The sequence below is a fragment of the Mycobacterium rhizamassiliense genome (assembly GCF_900157375.1).
Lineage (GTDB): Bacteria > Actinomycetota > Actinomycetes > Mycobacteriales > Mycobacteriaceae > Mycobacterium > Mycobacterium rhizamassiliense.
In genome coordinates, this window is sequence record NZ_LT721901.1 from 732,205 (window position 1) to 750,725 (window position 18,521).

Sequence of the window (18,521 nt, forward strand, 5' to 3'; positions counted from 1 at the left end):
GCTACGCCAGCTTTGCCGACGCGACTGCGCGACCAAAGATCTTCTTGCCACCCGTGGTGGCCGAGATGGCGATGGTCACCGTCTTGCTCTCCGGTTCCACCGATTTCACCCGGCCGGTGAAGATGAGCTCGGCGCCCTTGCCGTCGTTGGGTACCGGCACCACGGCGGTGAACCGCACGTTGTACTCGGTGACCGCGCCCGGGTCGCCGACCCACGAGGTGACGTAACCCCCGCCGATGCCCATGGTCAGCATGCCGTGCGCGATCGCGGTGTCCAACCCGACGACCTGGGCGATCTCGTCGTCCCAATGGATCGGGTTCAAGTCGCCCGAGACTCCCGCGTAGTTGACCAAATCCTGGCGGGTCAACGGATAGACCCGCTCCGGGAGCTGGTCCCCCACCTTCACAGAACTGAACTCACGCAACGCCATCAGAAAATCCCTTTTCTCCATCCTCGCCGGCACGGCCCGCCAGGGTCGTATAGGTCTCTTGAACGACCTCACCGGCTTCGTTGGTGATGACGTTCTTCGTGACGATGATCTGCGTGCCGTGCGATTCACGCATCGAATCGACGGTCACATCGCAATGCAGCTTGTCCCCCGCCACGATCGGCTTTTTGAAGATAAGCACCTGGTCGACCTGCACGATCTGGGAGTCCTCGACCGCGATGTTCGCGTGCTTGAAGAACGCCGCCTGTGCCTTGTACCCGAATACGCAGATGAATGTCAGCGGGCCCAGCAGACCCGGATAGCCGAGCTCGGCGGCGGCGGCTTCCTCGAAGAAAAAGGTTTCGTCGTTCTGGACGGCCACCGCGTACTCGCGGATCTTCTCCCGCTCCACCACGTAGTAGTCGGGGTAGCGGTAGTGCATCCCGACTAGGTCTGTGGACAACGACACGGCTCTCGAACCTACCTGCTCACTCTGCGTTTAGGGGGGGCTGAACGATCGCAGGTAGTTAGCGTGTCTCGCGATGCGCCTGGTGCTTGCCGCAGTTGGGGCAGAATTTCTTCAGCTCCAGCCGGTCGGGGTCGTTGCGTCGGTTTTTCTTGGTGATGTAGTTGCGGTGCTTGCACACCTCGCATGCCAAGGTGATCTTGGGCCGCACATCGGTACTGGAAGCCATGACCGTTCTCTCAAATCTGTCGTATACGTCGCGTTGTTTCAGTTGTAGCGATGGCCGGACTCGAACCGGCGACCTAACGATTATGAGTCGTTCGCTCTAACCGACTGAGCTACATCGCCTCTGGTGCTCCGCCAGCCTGCTCGGCGTCCGCCGAGCCCCCTAACGGAATCGAACCGTTGACCTTTTCCTTACCATGGAAACGCTCTACCGACTGAGCTAAGGGGGCCTTTCACCCGTCGTAACCAGTCACAGCTCGGGCCTAAAAGAGGGTACAGGCTGGCGCGCAACGGCACCAAACCACACCGATCGCAGCGGCGACGGATCAGACGGTCTCCTCATTGCAGAGAGGTTCCCACGCGCTGAGGACGTCGGCCAGACGGCCGTTTTCGCGTCGCTCGTCATGCCCGAACTGTGAGGTCGCCCGGGCGGGTCATAGTCTGGTCGACGTGTCAGATTCGTCAGCGGACCGGCTCTACTTCCGCCAACTGCTCTCCGGTCGCGATTTCGCCGCCGGCGACATGATGGCGACGCAGATGCGCAATTTCGCCTACCTGATCGGCGACCGGGAGACCAAGGATTGCGTGGTGGTCGACCCGGCGTACGCCGCGGGCGAACTCGTGGACGCCCTGGAGGCTGACGGCATGCGCCTGTCCGGCGTGCTGGTGACCCATCACCACCCCGACCATGTGGGCGGCGAGATGATGGGCTTCGCACTCAACGGGCTGGCCGACCTGCTGGAGCGGGTCAGCGTGCCGGTCCACGTGAATACCCATGAGGCGCTTTGGGTTTCGAGGGTCACCGGGGTCAGCACGGGCGACCTCACCACGCACGAAAATCACGACAAGGTCAGCATCGGCGATATCGAAATCGAGCTGCTGCACACTCCGGGACACACGCCCGGCAGCCAGTGCTTTCTGCTCGATGGCCGGCTGGTCGCCGGCGACACGCTGTTCCTGGACGGCTGCGGGCGCACCGATTTCCCGGGCGGCGATTCCGACGAGATGTACCGGAGCCTGCAGCACCTTGCCACCCTTCCGGGGGACCCGACGGTGTTTCCCGGCCATTGGTATTCCGAGGATCCGAGCGCATCGCTATCGGAGGTCAAGCGTTCCAATTACGTGTATCGAGCCGCTAACCTTGACCAGTGGCGAATGTTGATGGGCGGCTGACTCAGCGGCGTTTCAACGTTTGCGCCATTGTTATTCCGCAGTCAGCAAAATGTGCACGAAGATCGCTGTGAGATAAGCGGGAGGATTGATTCAATGGGGTGGGTCCAGAGTAGCTGGCACGAAGTTACCGATGTCGGGTCCGGCACCTGGATAGCGTGGGCCGCGTGGGCGGCAATCGCGCTCGCCATCATCACGCTGGTTTTCACGAATCACCAGATCAACCGCAATCGCCGGGCCGCGACCGAACAGACGAGGCCCCACGTCGGCATGCTGATGGAGCCCCATGCCGCGGATTGGCATGTGATCGAGTTGGTGGTCAAGAATTTCGGCCGGACCGCGGCGTACAACGTGCAATTCGCATTTGCGAATCCGCCGACGGTTGCCGAATACGAAAATTCCACCGACGGCTACGCCGACGTCGCCGAACTACAACTCCCCCGCGAATTGCCGGTGCTCGCGCCGGGCCAGGAGTGGCGGATGGTGTGGGATTCGGCGCTCGACCGCAAGGAAATCGGGACCGGCATCGAGTCCCGCTTCACCGGCACGGTGAACTACTACGACCGCCCGGAAGCGCCCCGCGGCTGGCGGTTCTGGGAGCGCGGCAGGCCGGCGCTGCAGACCGAGGTGGTGCTGGACTGGGATGCCCTGCCACCCGTGCAGCGCATCGAGTTGATGACAACGCACGACCTGGCGAAGCGGGAGAAGCAGAAGCTGGAGCTACTGCGCGGCCTGCTGACCTACTTCCACTACGCCAGCAAGGAAACCCGTCCCGAGGTGTTCCGCAGCGAGATCGAACGAATCAACAAGGCGGTGGCCGAAACTCAGGACAGGTGGCGCACCCGGCAGCTGGACGCACCCACCGATGTCCGGCTGCGCTGGAGCAACGCCGAAGACGATCTGAACCAGCATCCCGGCCAGCCCGCGTGACGAACGGTTGATCGCCGGCGCGTAAATTCGGCCGGGGTCAACCTGATTCAATCGTTTCGCCCGTTTCCAAAGGAGTGCCCATGAGCGGCCCGGTCAACTACAGCCACGAGGATTCCATCGCGCTGATCCGGATGGACGACGGCAAAGTCAACGCGCTGGGCCCCACGATGCAGCAGGCGCTCAATGACGCGATCGACCAGGCCGACCGCGACAACGTCGGGGCGCTGGTGATCGCGGGCAACGAGCGGGTGTTCAGCGGCGGGTTCGACCTGAAGATCCTCACCTCCGGTGAGGTGCAGCCCGCCATCGACATGCTCAGGGGCGGTTTCGAGTTGGCCTACCGGTTGCTGTCCTACCCGAAGCCGGTGGTGATGGCCTGCACCGGTCACGCCATCGCGATGGGGGCGTTCCTGCTGTCCTCGGGCGACCACCGGGTGGCCGCGCATGCCTACAACATTCAGGCCAACGAAGTGGCGATCGGGATGACCATCCCCTATGCCGCCCTGGAGATCCTGAAGCTGCGGCTGACGCAGTCGGCGTACCAGCAGGCCACCGGATTGGCCAAGTCGTTCTTCGGCGAGACCGCCGTCGCCTCCGGCTTCGTCGACGAGATCGTGTTGCCCGAGATGGTGCTGAGCCGGGCCGAAGAAGCCGCCCGGGAATTCGCCGGGCTGCACCAGCACGCGCATGTGGCAACCAAGCTTCGCGCCCGTGCCGACGCGTTGAAGGGGCTTCGTGCCGGAATCGACGGCATCGAGGCCGAGTTCGGGCTGTAGCCAATCGTTTCGGCGACCATCGGCCGGGTACGTCACCGGCGTGCCGATTGACCGCATCGCCAATCCCTGGGGAACACGGACTCCCTACGGGCCGAGCACGCGATGGCCCGAGCGGGTCGACACCTACCTGGCCGACGGAGTCGCGCCCGAGTCGGTGGACCGGTGGGTGCAGTCGGCGGCGGTGCTGCATTCCAATGGCGACGGCCTGGACATCGCCGTCAAGGACGGCCGGATCGTGGGAGTGCGTGGCCGCGCGGTTGACCGGGTCAACCACGGCCGGCTCGATCCCAAGGATCTATTCGGCTGGCAGGCCAACGCTTCCCGAGACCGGCTCACCACCCCGATGATCCGGGTCGAAGGCGAACTGCGGCCGTGCGACTGGGACACCGCGATGGGCCGGATCGTGTCCCGCAGCAAAGATTTGCTCGACACCTTCGGTCCCAGCTCGATTGGGTTCTACACCTCCGGGCAGCTGTTCCTCGAGGAGTACTACACGCAGGGGGCCATCGCGCACGGCGCGATCGGCACGAACCATGTCGACGGCAACACCCGGTTGTGCACGGCGACCGCGGCCGAGGCGCTGAAGGAATCGTTCGGTTGCGACGGCCAGCCGGGCTCGTACACCGACGTCGACCATGCCGACGTGATCGCCCTGTTCGGCCACAACGTTGCCGAAACACAAACGGTGCTGTGGGCGCGGATGTTGGACCGGCTGGCCGGCGATGCGCCTCCCGCGATCGTCTGCGTCGACCCCCGGCTCACACCGGTCGCTCGGGAGGCCACCGTGCACCTGGCGCCGGTGCCGGGTACGAACGTGGCTTTGATGAACGGCCTGCTGCACGAGATCATCGCCCACGGCTGGATTGATCAGGACTACATCGACTCTCACACAGTGGGTTTCGACGAGCTACGCAGCCGGGTCGAAGAGTTCCCGCCGGAGCGGGTCGCCGAGATCTGCGGCGTCGATGCCGACGATGTCCGGAGTGCCGCGCGACTCATCGGCACCGCCGAGCGGTTGCTGTCCACCGTGCTGCAGGGCTTCTACCAATCGCACCAGGCCACCGCGGCGGCCGTGCAGGTCAACAACATTCACCTGCTGCGCGGGATGCTCGGCAAACCCGGCTGCGGCGTGTTGCAGATGAATGGACAGCCGACCGCGGAGAACACCCGCGAGTGCGGGGCGGACGGCGACCTGGCCGGTTTCCGGAATTGGTCCAACGACAACCACATCGACGAGCTCGCCGAATTGTGGAACCTGGAGCCGCTGCAAATTCCGCACTACGCCCCGCCGACACACGCCATGCAGATGTTCCGGTTCGCCGAGGAGGGGACGCTGCGGATGTTGTGGGTCACCGCGACCAACCCCGCGGTGTCACTGCCCGAGCTGGCGCGCATCCGCGACATCCTCGCCCAGGAGCGGCTGTTCCTGGTGGTGCAGGACATCTTCATGACCGAGACCGCCGCGCTGGCCGACGTCGTCCTGCCCGCCGCGGCCTGGGCCGAAAAAACCGGGGCGTTCACCAACGTCGACCGCACCGTGCACCTGTCCGAAAAGGCAATCGCGCCACCGGGTTCCGCGCGGCCCGATCTCGACATCTTCCTGGACTACGCGCGCCGCATGGACTTTCGCGACAAGGACGGCCAGCCGTTTCCTCCGTGGACCGACGCGGAATCGGCGTTCGAGGCGTGGAAGGAATGCAGCGCAGGCCGGCCGTGTGATTACACGGGCCTGACCTACGACAAGCTGCGCGGCGGCAGCGGCATCCAATGGCCCTGCAACGCAGAGTATCCCGACGGAACCGAGCGCCTTTACACCGATGCGAAGTTCTGGGCTCACCCGGAGTACTGCGAGGCGTACGGCAAGGACCTGATCACCGGGGCGCCGCTGCAGCCCGACGAATACCGGTCGATGAACCCCGACGGCAAGGCCATCATCAAGGCGGCCGAATATGTTCCGCCCCATGAGCGACCCAGCTCCAAGTACCCCTTCGCGCTGATCACCGGCCGCACCGTCTACCACTTCCATACCAGGACGAAAACGGCTCGGGCGCAGCAACTTCAGGACGCCGCACCCGACGTATGGGTGGAGGTCTCGCAGGGCGACGCGCGCCGCCTTGGCATCGGCGAGGGCGACCTGGTCGACATCAGCACGCCGCGCGGCAGCATCACCTGCCCCGTCCGCATCTGCGGCATCCGCGACGGTGTGCTGTTCGTGCCGTTCCATTACGGCTACTGGGACACCGACGACAGATCCCATCGCCGGGCCGGCAACGAGCTGACGCTCACCGATTGGGATCCGGTGTCCAAGCAGCCGATCTACAAAACTGCGGCCGCCCGGCTGCAGCGCAGCAGGCGCAACGGCAACGGCGTCGAGTCGGCGCCGACCACGACCGCGTCGGCGCCGGTGAACGGGCGGGTACGCGGCACCGTGGGCGGCGCGGCCGCTGCCGTCACCGAAGTCGTGACCGCCGGGGGCCGGCCGTGAAGCTCAGAATGGCGATCCGCGAGCTGCACCGCTCCGAACGCAAGCTGGCCCACGAATTCCACGTGGTGGCCGCGCGCCACCACAGCGATCAAGACGTCAGTCACCTGGCCACGGACATGGCCGGCTGGTCGCAGCAGCACGTGCGCGAGCTGGCCAAGCACGGTCGCCACTACGGTCTGCGCCTGTCCGCCGAACCGCGCACGAGCGCGCGCACCGGTTTCCTGCAGTCGCGGATGAGCGACATGCTGCGGCACCGGCCCGAACCCTCGCTGATGCTGCTCGCCGACCTGCGGCGGATCCATCGGCTGGCCGCCGGGGTGTCTCTGGACTGGGAGCTGTTAGGACAGGGCGCTCAGGCCGCCAAGGATCAGGAACTGCTGGACCTGACGTCGCGCTGCCATCCGCAGACGCTGCGCCAGATGCGCTGGGCCAACGGGATGCTCAAGGAGCTCTCACCCCAAGTGCTGATGAACTGACCTTCGGAGAAGGCGACGCGGTTGCCCGGGCAACCGCCTCACCCCCTTTGTCGCCTCCTCCACTGCGAAGTGTGGCACGCCGCCGGCACGTCGTCACTTCACCTTTGGACGGCCCCGATAAGTCACCCTGTCCAGCGGAAACGCTTGAGATACGTCTTCCAGTCCCACGTCGCCAGGAAGTCCTGCGCCGCCTCGTAGCCCTTGTCGTAGAGCTCTTCCAGGCGGCCCCGCGAAATGTCGAAATCGAGCACGCCCACGTTCGTCGATTCGACCGCGATCGCGCGGGACGCGACCCACGGCTGATTCAAATGGGTCTGGTCGTGGCCCGTCAGCATCGTGGTGACCAGGCTCTCCAGCAATGCCGTCTGTTCGAAGAAGCGCAGGGGCTTCAGCGCGGGCATCACCGCCCCGAGTCCCTCGGTGAGGCGCGGCAACACCGTGACCCCAAATGTGGGCCAGCGCGGCGATTTTCCGTCCGGCCGGTCGAAGGTGTCGATCGGGAAGTTCGACAGCACCCCGCCGTCGACGAGGGTGGCCGTCTCCCCGCTGCGGCTCTTCAGCTTGACCGGGCGGTAGAAGAACGGGATCGCCATCGACGCGCGCACGGCCTCGGCGACCGGCTGCTCGTCGGGATCCAGGCCGTAGAGCCGCCGGTAGTCCCACGGCAACCGCACCAGCTGCGCGGCGGTCAGGTCGGCGACGGTCACCACCAGCTTGGAGCGCCGCCCCTCGGGTAGATAGTCCTCGTCGAGGATCAGATCGCCAAAGGTGCTCACGCCCAGGTTCTTCAGCTCGCCGCGGATCCAGTCGTAGGCGACGTCGCCGCGAAAAATGCTGGTATCGCGGACAAGTCCCCATGCGGCACTGAGCAGGGGCACCGGTCCCGCGTCGCGCCACTTGTGCAGCGGCACCGAAAAGGCGAGCTCCTTGACCTCCTCACCCGTCAGCCGGTTCTCGGTGGTCCCGGCCGCCAACACCGCCGCGACGATCGAGCCGGCCGAAACGCCGGACACCCTTCGGATCGAATACCCGGCGTCCATCAGCGCCACGATCGCACCCACCAGGCCGATGAACTTGACTCCGCCGCCGGAGAGCACGAGATCGACAGGTTTGCTCATCGCCCCAGCATGCCCTCCGCGAGTCCGATACGGCAGGCCATCTAGAGGTACGCTCCCAACGTCGGATCTTCAGTTTCGAGGATCGGGGTCGCTATGCGCATCGTCGTCGACCTGAACCGCTGCCTGGGCTACGCCCACTGCGTGCCGCTGGCGCCGGAGGTGCTCAAGCTCAACGGCGAAGAGGCCCTGAGCTACGACCCCAACCCGGATGACGAGCAGCGCCTGCGGGTATTGCGCGCGGCGGCGGCCTGCCCGGTGCAGGCGATCATCGTCGACAAGCTCGGCGGCGAGTAGCGGGTCCCCGTGGTCTCCGACGGCTTCAAGGACACGGGCCGCATCGTGATCGTCGGCGCCTCGCTGGCCGGCCTGCGTGCCGCGGAAGCCTTGCGGGACGAGGGATTTCGCGGACAGCTCACCATCATCGGCGACGAGCCGGGCGAGCCGTATGACCGCCCTCCCCTGTCCAAGCAGGTCCTCAAGGGTTGGGTGGCGGCGGATCACACGAAGCTGCCCCGGCTGCGCGCGGTGGATGCGCAGTGGCGGCTCGGGGTCGCCGCGACCGCGCTGGACCGGGCCAACCGATTGGTGTGCCTGGCCGACGGCAGCGAGGTGCCCGGCGACCGCCTGCTGATCGCCACCGGGGTGCGGTCGCGGCGATGGCCCAACCCGGACGAAGCCGCGCTGCAGGGCGTGTTCACCGTGCGCACCACCGCCGACGCCGCGCGGCTGCAGGCCGCATTGGCCGGCCGCCCGCGCCGGGTGCTGATCATCGGTTCCGGGTTCATCGGCTCGGAGGTCGCGTCGGTGTGCCGCGAACTCGGGCTGGAGGTCACTGTCACCGAGCGCGGCCCGGCGCCGCTGTGCGGTCCGCTGGGCGGGGTGATCGGCGAGATCGCCGCCGAGATGCAACGCGACGCCGGGGTGGATCTGCGCACCGGCGTCTCGGTGCTCGCGCTGGAGGGCGACGCGGCCGGGCGAGTGCGGCGCGCGCGGCTCTCCGACGGCAGCACACTCGACGTCGACGTGGTGGTGACGTCGCTGGGGTCGGTGCGCAATGTCGAGTGGCTCGAGGGCGCCGGGCTGGCAGCCGGGTTCTGGGGCGTCGGGTGCGACGCCGGCTGCCGCGCGTTCGACATCAACGGCGTCGTCACCAACAACGTCTTCGTCGCGGGCGACATCGCCCGGGCCCCGCACGTCCTCTACGACTACGAGTTCCTGGCGATGGAACATTGGGACAACGCCGTGCTGGGTGCGCGGGTGGCCGCACACAACATGGTCTGCGACGAGGTGGACCGCTGGGCGCACCTGCTGGTCCCGCAGTTCTGGTCGGCCCAATTCGGCGTCAACATCAAATCCGTTGGCGTGCCGTCGTTCGGCGACGAGATCGTCTTCACCCAGGGCTCGGTCACGCAGCGCCGCTTCGCGGCTGCCTACGGCCGGCACGGCCGCATCGTCGGCGCGGTCACCTTCAACCACGCGAAGTGGATCGACTACTACCGCGACCAGATCGAGCGCTCGGGACCGTTCCCGCCGCATCCGCCCGGCTTCGACTTCCCGGAGAACATGCGCGTGCTGCCCGCTGACTTCCCCGCGCGGGGCGTGCCGACCGAGACCCCGGACGTGGTGCTGACCGGACACGACCCCAGCGAGCGGCGCGCGGAATTCCGTGCCCGACAACAGGAGCGGCGCCTATGACTCCCGAGGAAGCCTTCGACGCGGCGATGCGGTTCGAGAACCGCGCGAATCCGTACCCGTTCTTCGACGAGCTCCGCAACACGCCGGTGGCGCGGGTGTCGGGCGGCATCTACGCCGTCACCGGATACGAGGAACTCATGGCGCTGGCGCACGACCCGCGGGTGAGTTCCGACCTGCGCAAGAGCCGCCCGCCGGCCGGCATGGGCCGCCGGTTCTCCGGCGAGTCGACGGTCGAGCTGGCCCCCGAAATCGCCGGCGCCTACGGCAAGGAGCCGAGCTTCATCGCGCAGGATCCGCCCGAGCACGACCGGGCGCGCCGTCAGTGCATGCACTTCTTCGGCCCGCCGGATTCGCCTGACGTGATCCCCGGCCAGGAACCGCTGTGCCAGCAGATCGTCAACGAGATGCTCGACACGGCCTCGGAAAAACCCAAGGGCCAGAACCGCATCGACGTGGTCAACGAGTTCGCCTACCCGCTGCCGGTCAACGTCATCTGCCGGATCATGGGCGTGCCCATCGAAGACGAGCCCAAGTTTCACGCGTGGCTCGCCGACATCACCGCCGGCGTCTTCGATCTCGGCCCCGACATCCACACCGAGGAGGGCCGGGCCCGGCGCGCCAAGGGCGAAGCCGCCGACGCCGAGCTCAACGAGTACATCGTCGGGCTGGTCGAAAAGGCCGTGAAATCACCTGGGCCCGGGATGATTTCGCAGCTGGTCCACGACAACGGCCCTGACGGTCGGATGTCGCCGAGCGCGATCGTCAACAACACCATCCTGCTGTTCTTCGCCGGCCACGACTCGACGGTCAACCTGATCGCGCATTGTGTGCTGACCGTGCTGCGCAACCCGTGGTCCATCCAATTGCTCTGCGACAAACCGGAATTGATCCCCGGCGCCATCGAGGAGGTGCTGCGGCTGCAATCGTCGGTGCAGTTCTTCCCGACCCGGTCGGCGCTGGCCGACATCGAGATCGCCGGCACCACCATCCCCAGGGGCGCACCCATCTATCTCATGTACGGCGCGGCCAACCGCGATCCCCGGCGCTTCGCCGAGCCGAACAAGTTCGACCCGCAGCGCGCCGACAACGAGCACGTGGGCTGGGGCCGCGGCATCCACGTCTGCTTCGGCGGTCCGCTGGCCCGCCTCGAGGTCAACACCGCGTTCGAGGCGTTCCTGCGCCGGGTGAAAAACCCACGGCTGGTACAGGATCCGCCGCCCTACCGCATCAGCCAGGTGTTCCGCGGGCCACAGCATCTGCTCGTAGACTACGACGAGATCGAGCCGTAGGGATCAGCCCGGCTTGGTCGCGGTGACCAGGCGGGTGGCAAACCACGGGCCCCCGTACCACATCCGCCAGCCGAGGTTGCGCCGCCGAACCTGCTGCCAGCCGAGTCCACGCAGCCGCTCGGCATGCTGGCGGGTCTCCCACAGGTCGGCGATGGCGAGCCGGCCGCCGGGCCGCAGCACCCGAACCGCCTCGTCCAGCGCCACCCTGCGACCGGCGCGCTCGGGGATGTTGTGGATGGCCAGGTTGCTGACGATCACGTCGACGCTCCGGTCGGGCAGCGGCAGCGCCGTCATGTCGGCGGTGTGCAACTCGATGCGGTCGGCGACGTTTTCCAGCGAGGCGTTGATCAGCGTGGCCTGCTGGGAGTTGTCGGTCTGGTCGGCGCGCCACAGATCGACGCCGATCGCCCGGCCTTTCGGCAACCGCTTGGCCGCGGCTAGCAGGACCGCGCCGCGCCCGCAGCCGAGGTCGAGCAGCGTCTCGTCGCCGCGCAGCCCCAGCTCGTCGAGGATCGACGCCCACACCCAGAACTTCCCCGACCTCGTGGCGTAGATGTAGGACGCCGCCGTACCGAGGATTTCCACGGCTGATGCCGCAGCGATGGCCGCGGCCAGCCGATTTCGCCTCGCCAGCGCGACGCCGGCGCCGGCGAACAGCGCCGCCGACGAGACCCCGACCCCGGCGACCTGCGCCCCGGCCGAGATGGTGTGGAAAGACCCGTCGTACCCGTAGTCACCCTGGTGCTCGCGCATCAGGACGCTCACCAACGTCCCTGATGGACGACCTCGTCGAACGGCCGCCGGTTCGGTTTGCGGATCACCTTCAGCGGCCGATCGGCGGGATACCCGACGCCGAGCAGGAACGCCACCAGATAGTCGTCGGGCACGCCCAGGATCGCGCGCGCCTTGTCCTGCTCGCCCACCGACGAATGCCCGGTACCGATGCCAAGGTCGGTGGCGGCGAGCATCATCGCCATCGTCGCCTGCCCGACGTCGTAGTTGTCGGTCACCAGCCGGCGTTCATCCGGTGGCACCGGCACCACCAGCGCGATGGCCGCCGGCGCCTTCGCGATGTGCCCGGCGCCCCGCCACACCGTGGACAGCTCCTTTAGCTGCGCCTTGTCGGTGACGACGACGAAGTCCCACGGCTGGCGATTCTTCGCCGACGGCGCCCGCCAGCCCGCCTCGGCGATCCGGTTCAGATCGTCCTGGGATACCGGGTCGGGCTTGTACTCGCGCACGTTGCGCCGCGCACAGATTGCGTCCCAGGTTTCCATGTGCCACCTCTCTTGTGCCGCAGGGTGTTTCGTTAAGCCTTGGTCCGCTGCGCGGCGACGAACAGGTTTCCCGGAACCTGGTCGGCGGCCTGCTCGGGGGCCTTGCGGCCGTACCCGGCCATCAGCTCGAGGGACGGGGTGACCGTCACGTCCCAGCCGTGGCGGCCGAACCAGTCACCGACGTCCTCGCGCTCCTCGAAATACCACAGCTCGTCGGTGCTGGGGACCTCCCGCTGCGGGTCGGTGTCGGCCAGCAGGGCGCGGACGCGGTCCATCCGGGCACGCCTCTTGGCGCGGAACTCGGGGTCGAGGAAGTTCGGCCCCAGCGCCTCGACGGCCACCCGGCTGCCGATGGCGGTGAGCGCCTGAACCCGCTCGAACAGCAGCTCTTGCGATGCGGCCGGCAGGTAGGGCATCAGCCCCTCGGCCGACCACGCGCTGGGCGCGCCGGGGTCAAAACCCGCCTGCCGCAAGGCCGCGGGCCAGTCGTGGCGCAGGTACACCGGCACCGCGACCCGGTTGCACGCGGGCTGCGCGCCGTGCTCGGCGAGGGTGGCCGCCTTGAAGTCCAACACCCGGGGCTGGTCGAGCTCGTAGACCGTCGTCCCGTCCGGCCACGGCAACCGCCACGACCGGGAATCCAGGCCCGCCGCCAGGATGACCGCCTGCCGGGCGCCCGCGGTCGTCGCGTCGAGGAAAAACGAGTCGAAAAATGCGGTCCGCGACGCCATGTAGTTGACCATCGACTTCTGCTGCAGCGCCAGATCCGGCTCGGACTCCAGCAGCTCCGGGGGCAGCTTCGGGGCGGAGAACCAGTTCCACACCCCGTCGCCGGCGGCGTCCAGGAAGACCCGCGCGAAGGGATCTCGGATCAGCGGATTTTCGCTCTCGGTTTCGGCGGCCCGGGACGCCGCGACGCCCAGGGCGGTGGCCCCCACACTCTCGGTGATTTCCCAGCTGTCGTTGTCGGTTCTCGCCACGCTGCCGCCCTTTCACTTCGCTAGTACGCCTAGGTAACGACCCTACGCGCGTCGTATGTGAACAAGCTGTCTGTGAGGTTCATTCGCGCTGGCCCGCAGGTATCCGGTTAAGTTTTCTACGGGCCGCGTACGGCGGCACGATCCGCGGGATCGAAAAGGACCTGGACATGCGAGTTGACGGGCGCGACATCAGCGTCACCGGCAGCTTGCTGCAGCCCGTGACGCGGCGGACCAACGACATCCTGCGACTGCTGCTGGCCACGGCGTTCCTGGCGACCGTCATCACCAGCACCGTGATCACCCGCACCCGCTGGGTGGCGCTGGAAAAGTCCATCTCCGAGGTCGTCGGTGTGCTGACGCCGACGCAATCCGACGTGGTGTACCTGGTGTACGGCTTCGCCATCCTGGCGCTGCCGTTCATGATCCTGATCGGCCTGATCGCCGGCCGGCAGTGGAAAACGCTGGGCGCCTATGCCGCGGCCGGAATACTCGCGGTGTTGCCGCTGTCGATCAGCAGCAACCGCATCGCCGCATTCCGATGGCACTTCGATGTCACGGACCGGCTCAGCACGCTGCCGGCCCAATTCCTCGACGATCCGCGGTGGATCGCGATGCTGGCGGCGGTGCTGACGGTGTCCGGGCCGTGGCTGCCCGCGCGGTGGCGTCGCTGGTGGTGGGCCCTGCTGCTGGCGTTCGTGCCGATTCACCTGGCCATCAGCGCCATCGTCCCCGCCCGCTCGCTGGTGGGCCTGGCGGTGGGGTGGTTCGTCGGCGCGTTAGTGGTTCTGGTCGTCGGCACCCCCGCCCTCGAGGTCCCGCTGGAAGACGCGGTTCGGGCGATGGCCAGGCGCGGATTCGTCGTATCGCGGCTCACGGTCATCCGCCCCGCCGGGCCCGGGGCGCTGGTCCTTTCGACCGGCCCCGACGCTTCCGGCGCCGATGCGGGCCCCGGGCAGATCGAGCTGTACGGGCCGCATCAACGCAGTGGTGGTGCCCTGCGCGAGCTGTGGCGCAAGCTGCGGCTGCGCGACACCGAGACCGCGCCGCTGCAGGCCTCGATGCGCCGCGCGGTGGAGCACCGCGCACTGATGGCCATCGCCATCGGCGACGCGGGCGTCGCCAACACCGAGACGATCGCGTTCGCGGCGCTGGACCGCGGGTGGACGCTCTACGCGCACAAGCCCGTTCGCGGGACCCCGCTGGAGGAATGTGCGGCGACCACGCCGATCGCGAAGGTGTGGGAGGCGCTGCATACCCTGCACGGCGACCAGATCTCGCACGGCGACCTGCGTGGCAACGAGATCACCGTCGACGGCGACGAGGTGCTGTTCGGCGGGTTCGGCAGCGCCGAATACGGCGCCACCGGCGCGCAACTGCAGTCGGACATCGCGCAGCTCCTGGTGACGACGTCGGGGCTGTACGACGCGAAATCCGCGGTGAGCGCCGCGATCGACGCGTTCGGCAAGGACGTCATCCTGGCCGCGTCGCGGCGGCTCACGAAATCCGCTGTGCCCAAACGGATCCGGAAATCCGTCGCCGATCCGAGCGGGGTGATCTCCAATCTGCGCGCCGAGGTCAAGCGCCAAACGGGTGCCGATCAGATCAAGTCCGAACCCATCACCCGGTTCACCCGCGGCCAGCTGATTCAGCTGGTCCTGCTCGGCGCCCTGGTCTACGTCGCCTACCCCTTCATCAGCACGGTCCCGACGTTCTTCTCCGAGCTGCGGACCGCGAACTGGTGGTGGGCGCTGCTGGGCTTGACGATCTCGGCGTCGACCTACGTGGGCGCGGCCGCCGCGCTGTGGGCCTCCGCCGACGAGACGGTGAACTTCTGGAGGCTGTCAATTGCCCAGGTGGCCAACACCTTTGCCGCGACCACCACACCAGCAGGCGTCGGCGGGCTGGCGCTGAGCACCCGGTACTTACAGAAGGGCGGCGGGTTGTCGGCGATGCGCGCCACCACCGCCGTGGCGCTGCAGCAATCCGTGCAGGTGATCATGCACCTCGCGCTGCTGATCTTGTTCAGCGCCGTCGCGGGCGTGTCGATGAACCTGTCGCATTTCGTTCCGGACGCCACGGTGCTCTATCTGATCGCCGGTGTGGCGCTGGGCATCGTCGGCACCTTTCTGTTCGTGCCCACGCTGCGGCGCTGGCTGGCAACGGATCTGCGCCCGAAGATCAAGGAGCTGGCCGGCGACCTGCTCGAGGTTGCCCGCGAGCCCAAGCGCCTCGGCTTGATCATACTCGGCTGCACGGGGACGACTCTCGGTGCGGCGCTGGCACTTTGGGCCAGCATCGAGGCGTTCGGCGGTGGCGCCACATTCGTCACCTGCACGGTGGTGACGATGGTCGGCGGCACGCTCGCCTCGGCCGCGCCGACACCCGGTGGCGTCGGGGCCGTGGAAGCGGCGCTCATCGGTGGGCTCGCGGCCTTCGGCGTGCCCGCGGCCATCGGCGTGCCGTCGGTGCTGCTGTACCGTGTGCTCACCTGCTGGCTGCCCGTGTTCGTCGGCTGGCCGGTGATGCGGTGGCTCACCGAGAACGAGATGGTCTGACCGGGCGGTCAGGAATCGCCGGAGCTATCCCCCACGCTCACAAGGATTGTCGACTTTCGGGCGCTCTCGCCGACCGTGGTGGTCAGGTAGGCCAGGTAGTAGCCCGCGGGAACCGAGGGCGCCACGGCGATCACGACCGGGATGGCAGCCGCTCCGTCGCTGCCGAACTGGCCGGACACCGGCGCCACGGTGATCCCGGGGTCGTCGGACGTGCCGGTGACGGTGTAGCCGCCGGCGCCATCGATCATCCGTTGCGCGTCGACGGTGACCGCGGTGCTGCCCGGCGCGGCCGAAACGACCGGGTCCGCGATGTTCACGGTCACCGCGGAACTGCGCGCCCCGAACGACGGCGGCGCGTCGGATTCAGCGGTGCCCCAATCCTTGTCGGGGTAGGCGGCGAGCGAAAACGTGAGGTCGGCGCCGTTCCGGATGATCGACTCCGGCAGCCACGTGCGGCCGGTGGCCTGGCCGTCGATGCGCAGGCCGCTGATATACCGCAGCGGCTGCGGGCCCGACGCGCCCGGCGCGAACATCCGGATGGATTTGCCTGCGGGAAGGGTGATTACGACGCGATCGAAGATCGGTGTGCTCAGCGCCAGCACCGGCACTCCCGGGGTCGTCGGGTACAGGCCCAGAGCCGCCCACACGTACCAGCTGCCCATCGCGCCGAGGTCGTCGTTGCCGGGCGCGCCGTCGGGCGTGGGACCGAACAGCCCGCGCACCCGGTCGACGGTGTGCTGCGCCTTCCACGGCTGGCCGACATAGTTGTACAGCCAGGGCACCGCGAAGTCCGGCTCGTTGCCGGCCCACAGGTAGGGCTCGTCGGGACCCACGTTGAGCTGCTTGGTGAACTCGTCCAGCCGCGCGGCCACCGCCTGGCGACCCCCCAGGGCCGTCACCAGCCCGGCGACGTTCTGCGGCACCCACCAGACGTACTGCTCGGCGTTGCCCTCGTCGTATCCGTTCTGCCCGAAGCCCGGCGACCGGAAGAAACCCGGCCCGTCCCTGAACAATCCGTACGGGCTGCGCGGCGAGATGTACCCCGTGGTCGGATTGAAGAGGTTCTGCCAGTATTGGGCACGATTCTGGAATTCGGCGGCCGTCGCCGTATCGCCGAGCGCATCGGCGAATCGCGAAATGGCGAAGTCGTCGACGGACCATTCCAGTGTGATCGAGGCATCGGCGGTGCCGAATTCCGGCGTGTTCGGGGCATAGCCCAGGCGCTGGTACGTCGCGATGCCCGGCCGCTCCACGTAGCCGTCCAGCCCCAGGCCGCCCTTCGTCGCCCCCTCAACCATGTAGTGCAGCGCCTTCTTGACATCGAAATCTGTTGCCCCATAGGTGTAAAGGTTGACGATCAGCGGTACCACGCTATCGCCGCTCATCTCACTGGTCGCGACATTGGCGAGCGCCCAGCGCGGCAGCGCGCCGCTCTGCTCGGCGTCATTCACCAGCGATTGGGCCATATCGCTGGCACGCTCCGGGAAAAGCAGCGCCTGCAGGGGGGCCAGACATCGATAGATATCCCAGTCGGAGAAATTCGCGTACTGTGTATGGCCCTGGGGCACTTGATGAATGACGTTGTCGAATCCGATGTACCGCCCGTCCACGTCGTTGAATGTGTTGGGGTGCAACAACGATCGATACAGGGAGGTATAGAACGTCGTGATGTCCCCGGCGTTTCTCCCGGCCACCGAGATGCGGGCAAGCGCGGCTTTCCATTCCGAGCGCGCGGCGCCGCGGACGTCTTGGAAGCTCGCCCCGCCCTCGGCCGCCAGGTTCGCCCGCGCGGCGTCGATGCTGACGTAGGACAGCGCCGTGCGCACCTCGATCGTCGACCCCGCGGGGAACTGCAGATACCCGCCGCTGGACGGCGAAGCCGCGCCGCGCACACCGGGATACACGGCGTAGCCGTCCCAGGTGCCGAACGCGGAGAACGGCTGGCTGAATTTCATCGCGAAGTACACCGTGTAGGTGTTCTTCTTGTCGCAAAAGCTGCCGCTGCCCGCCCACCCGGTGATGGTGGTGTTGTCCTCGCCGATCTGCAGGGCCGCGCGGGAGTTGCCCGCCAGCGACGCGCCGGAGCGGACATGGAACATGGCCGGGCGACCGTTGTGCGGATAGCTGAACCGGCCGACGCCCGTGCGGGTGGTGGCGGTCAGCTCGGACGTCACTCCGGTGTCGGGGAACCGCGCCGCGTAGTAGCCCGGGACGCCGTGCTCCGTGTCGTCGTGGGCGATGCGCTCCCAGGCGTTCCACGGCTCCGCGCCGACTGGGCGGGTCGTCGGCAGCATCGAGATGTCGCCGAAGGCGGCGCAGCCCACCGAGGCGTGGGTCATGCTGAACCCGGTCGAGCGTGGGTTGCCGTAGCTATAGCCGGCGTAGTTGCCCACGGTGTCCGGCGAATATTGCACCATCCCGAATGGCACGGTGGCGCCGGGGAAGCCGTTGATCTCCCCCACCGTCTCGCCGCCGGTGCCGGTACCAATCAGGGTGTTGACGTAGGCCGCCGGATCGGCGACGAAGCGGGGCACGCCGTCGTACGCGGCGGGCGGCACCGCGGCAAGGACCGTCAGGAGGACCGCCGCCACCACCACCACCGCGATGAGAACCTTGCGTGACCGCACAGGATGATTCAACACCGAACGCCCG

The 18,521-nt window shown here is 67.4% G+C and carries 17 protein-coding genes and 2 tRNA genes; 9 read left to right on the top strand and 10 right to left on the bottom strand.

Going from position 1 to position 18,521, the window contains the following annotated elements; genetic code table 11:
* Position 1: 1 nt before the first annotated feature.
* From hadB to MRAB57_RS03655, 5 genes are all read right to left on the bottom strand, one after another.
* Positions 2-430 carry a (3R)-hydroxyacyl-ACP dehydratase subunit HadB gene (gene hadB / locus MRAB57_RS03635; RefSeq protein WP_077086346.1) on the bottom strand — a complete coding sequence of 143 codons (429 nt, stop codon included), beginning with the start codon at positions 428-430 and terminating at the stop codon, positions 2-4.
* Positions 417-896 carry a (3R)-hydroxyacyl-ACP dehydratase subunit HadA gene (gene hadA / locus MRAB57_RS03640; protein WP_077086347.1) on the bottom strand — a complete coding sequence of 160 codons (480 nt, stop codon included), beginning with the start codon at positions 894-896 and terminating at the stop codon, positions 417-419. Before hadA ends, hadB begins: the two co-directional genes overlap by 14 nt.
* A gap of 58 nt (positions 897-954) precedes the next feature.
* Positions 955-1,122, bottom strand: a complete 168-nt coding sequence (gene rpmG, locus MRAB57_RS03645; RefSeq protein WP_003898538.1) for a 50S ribosomal protein L33 — start codon at positions 1,120-1,122, stop codon at positions 955-957.
* A gap of 45 nt (positions 1,123-1,167) precedes the next feature.
* A tRNA-Met gene (locus MRAB57_RS03650) sits at positions 1,168-1,241 on the bottom strand.
* Positions 1,242-1,275: 34 nt separating this feature from the next.
* A tRNA-Thr gene (locus tag MRAB57_RS03655) sits at positions 1,276-1,348 on the bottom strand.
* A 220-nt stretch (positions 1,349-1,568) separates the two neighbouring features.
* On the opposite strand from MRAB57_RS03655, the gene MRAB57_RS03660 reads away from it, so the two are divergent.
* The 5 genes from MRAB57_RS03660 to MRAB57_RS03680 all read left to right on the top strand — a co-directional run bounded on the left by MRAB57_RS03660 (position 1,569) and on the right by MRAB57_RS03680 (position 6,955).
* Positions 1,569-2,291: an MBL fold metallo-hydrolase gene (locus MRAB57_RS03660; RefSeq protein WP_077086348.1), complete on the top strand. Its 723-nt coding sequence runs from the start codon at positions 1,569-1,571 to the stop codon at positions 2,289-2,291.
* A gap of 93 nt (positions 2,292-2,384) precedes the next feature.
* Positions 2,385-3,218, top strand: a complete 834-nt coding sequence (locus MRAB57_RS03665; RefSeq protein ID WP_077086349.1) for a hypothetical protein — start codon at positions 2,385-2,387, stop codon at positions 3,216-3,218.
* Between the two features lie 80 nt (positions 3,219-3,298).
* Positions 3,299-3,994, top strand: a complete 696-nt coding sequence (locus MRAB57_RS03670; RefSeq protein ID WP_077086350.1) for a crotonase/enoyl-CoA hydratase family protein — start codon at positions 3,299-3,301, stop codon at positions 3,992-3,994.
* A gap of 40 nt (positions 3,995-4,034) precedes the next feature.
* Positions 4,035-6,479, top strand: coding sequence for a molybdopterin oxidoreductase family protein (locus MRAB57_RS03675; protein WP_077086351.1), 2,445 nt, complete (start codon positions 4,035-4,037; stop codon positions 6,477-6,479).
* The gene (locus MRAB57_RS03680; protein ID WP_077086352.1) at positions 6,476-6,955 is read left to right on the top strand and encodes a hypothetical protein; all 480 of its coding nucleotides are present in this window, start codon (positions 6,476-6,478) and stop codon (positions 6,953-6,955) included. Before MRAB57_RS03675 ends, MRAB57_RS03680 begins: the two co-directional genes overlap by 4 nt.
* 122 nt (positions 6,956-7,077) lie before the next feature.
* Here MRAB57_RS03680 and MRAB57_RS03685 read toward each other — a convergent pair whose 3' ends face one another.
* Positions 7,078-8,073 carry a patatin-like phospholipase family protein gene (locus MRAB57_RS03685; protein ID WP_077086353.1) on the bottom strand — a complete coding sequence of 332 codons (996 nt, stop codon included), beginning with the start codon at positions 8,071-8,073 and terminating at the stop codon, positions 7,078-7,080.
* Positions 8,074-8,166: 93 nt separating this feature from the next.
* On the opposite strand from MRAB57_RS03685, the gene MRAB57_RS03690 reads away from it, so the two are divergent.
* The 3 genes from MRAB57_RS03690 to MRAB57_RS03700 are packed head-to-tail and all read left to right on the top strand — an operon-like array spanning position 8,167 to position 11,057.
* Positions 8,167-8,367, top strand: a complete 201-nt coding sequence (locus tag MRAB57_RS03690) for a ferredoxin (protein WP_077086354.1) — start codon at positions 8,167-8,169, stop codon at positions 8,365-8,367.
* Between the two features lie 9 nt (positions 8,368-8,376).
* Positions 8,377-9,768: an NAD(P)/FAD-dependent oxidoreductase gene (locus MRAB57_RS03695; RefSeq protein ID WP_077086355.1), complete on the top strand. Its 1,392-nt coding sequence runs from the start codon at positions 8,377-8,379 to the stop codon at positions 9,766-9,768.
* Positions 9,765-11,057, top strand: a complete 1,293-nt coding sequence (locus MRAB57_RS03700; RefSeq protein WP_077086356.1) for a cytochrome P450 — start codon at positions 9,765-9,767, stop codon at positions 11,055-11,057. Before MRAB57_RS03695 ends, MRAB57_RS03700 begins: the two co-directional genes overlap by 4 nt.
* A gap of 3 nt (positions 11,058-11,060) precedes the next feature.
* Here MRAB57_RS03700 and MRAB57_RS03705 read toward each other — a convergent pair whose 3' ends face one another.
* The 3 genes from MRAB57_RS03705 to MRAB57_RS03715 are packed head-to-tail and all read right to left on the bottom strand — an operon-like array spanning position 11,061 to position 13,314.
* Entirely contained in the window at positions 11,061-11,810 is a 750-nt protein-coding gene (locus MRAB57_RS03705; protein WP_077090368.1) for a class I SAM-dependent methyltransferase, read from the bottom strand.
* A gap of 8 nt (positions 11,811-11,818) precedes the next feature.
* Positions 11,819-12,334, bottom strand: coding sequence for a nitroreductase family protein (locus MRAB57_RS03710; protein WP_077086357.1), 516 nt, complete (start codon positions 12,332-12,334; stop codon positions 11,819-11,821).
* A gap of 32 nt (positions 12,335-12,366) precedes the next feature.
* Complete coding sequence (locus tag MRAB57_RS03715) at positions 12,367-13,314, bottom strand: class I SAM-dependent methyltransferase (protein ID WP_077086358.1); 948 nt, start codon at positions 13,312-13,314, stop codon at positions 12,367-12,369.
* Positions 13,315-13,481: 167 nt separating this feature from the next.
* Here MRAB57_RS03715 and MRAB57_RS03720 point away from each other — a divergent pair, with 167 nt between their 5' ends.
* On the top strand, positions 13,482-15,869 hold the full coding sequence (locus MRAB57_RS03720) for a lysylphosphatidylglycerol synthase transmembrane domain-containing protein (RefSeq protein ID WP_077086359.1): 2,388 nt from the start codon (positions 13,482-13,484) through the stop codon (positions 15,867-15,869).
* A gap of 8 nt (positions 15,870-15,877) precedes the next feature.
* On the opposite strand, the gene MRAB57_RS03725 is transcribed toward MRAB57_RS03720, so the two are convergent.
* Positions 15,878-18,496: a GH92 family glycosyl hydrolase gene (locus tag MRAB57_RS03725; protein WP_077086360.1), complete on the bottom strand. Its 2,619-nt coding sequence runs from the start codon at positions 18,494-18,496 to the stop codon at positions 15,878-15,880.
* Positions 18,497-18,521 lie beyond the last annotated feature (25 nt).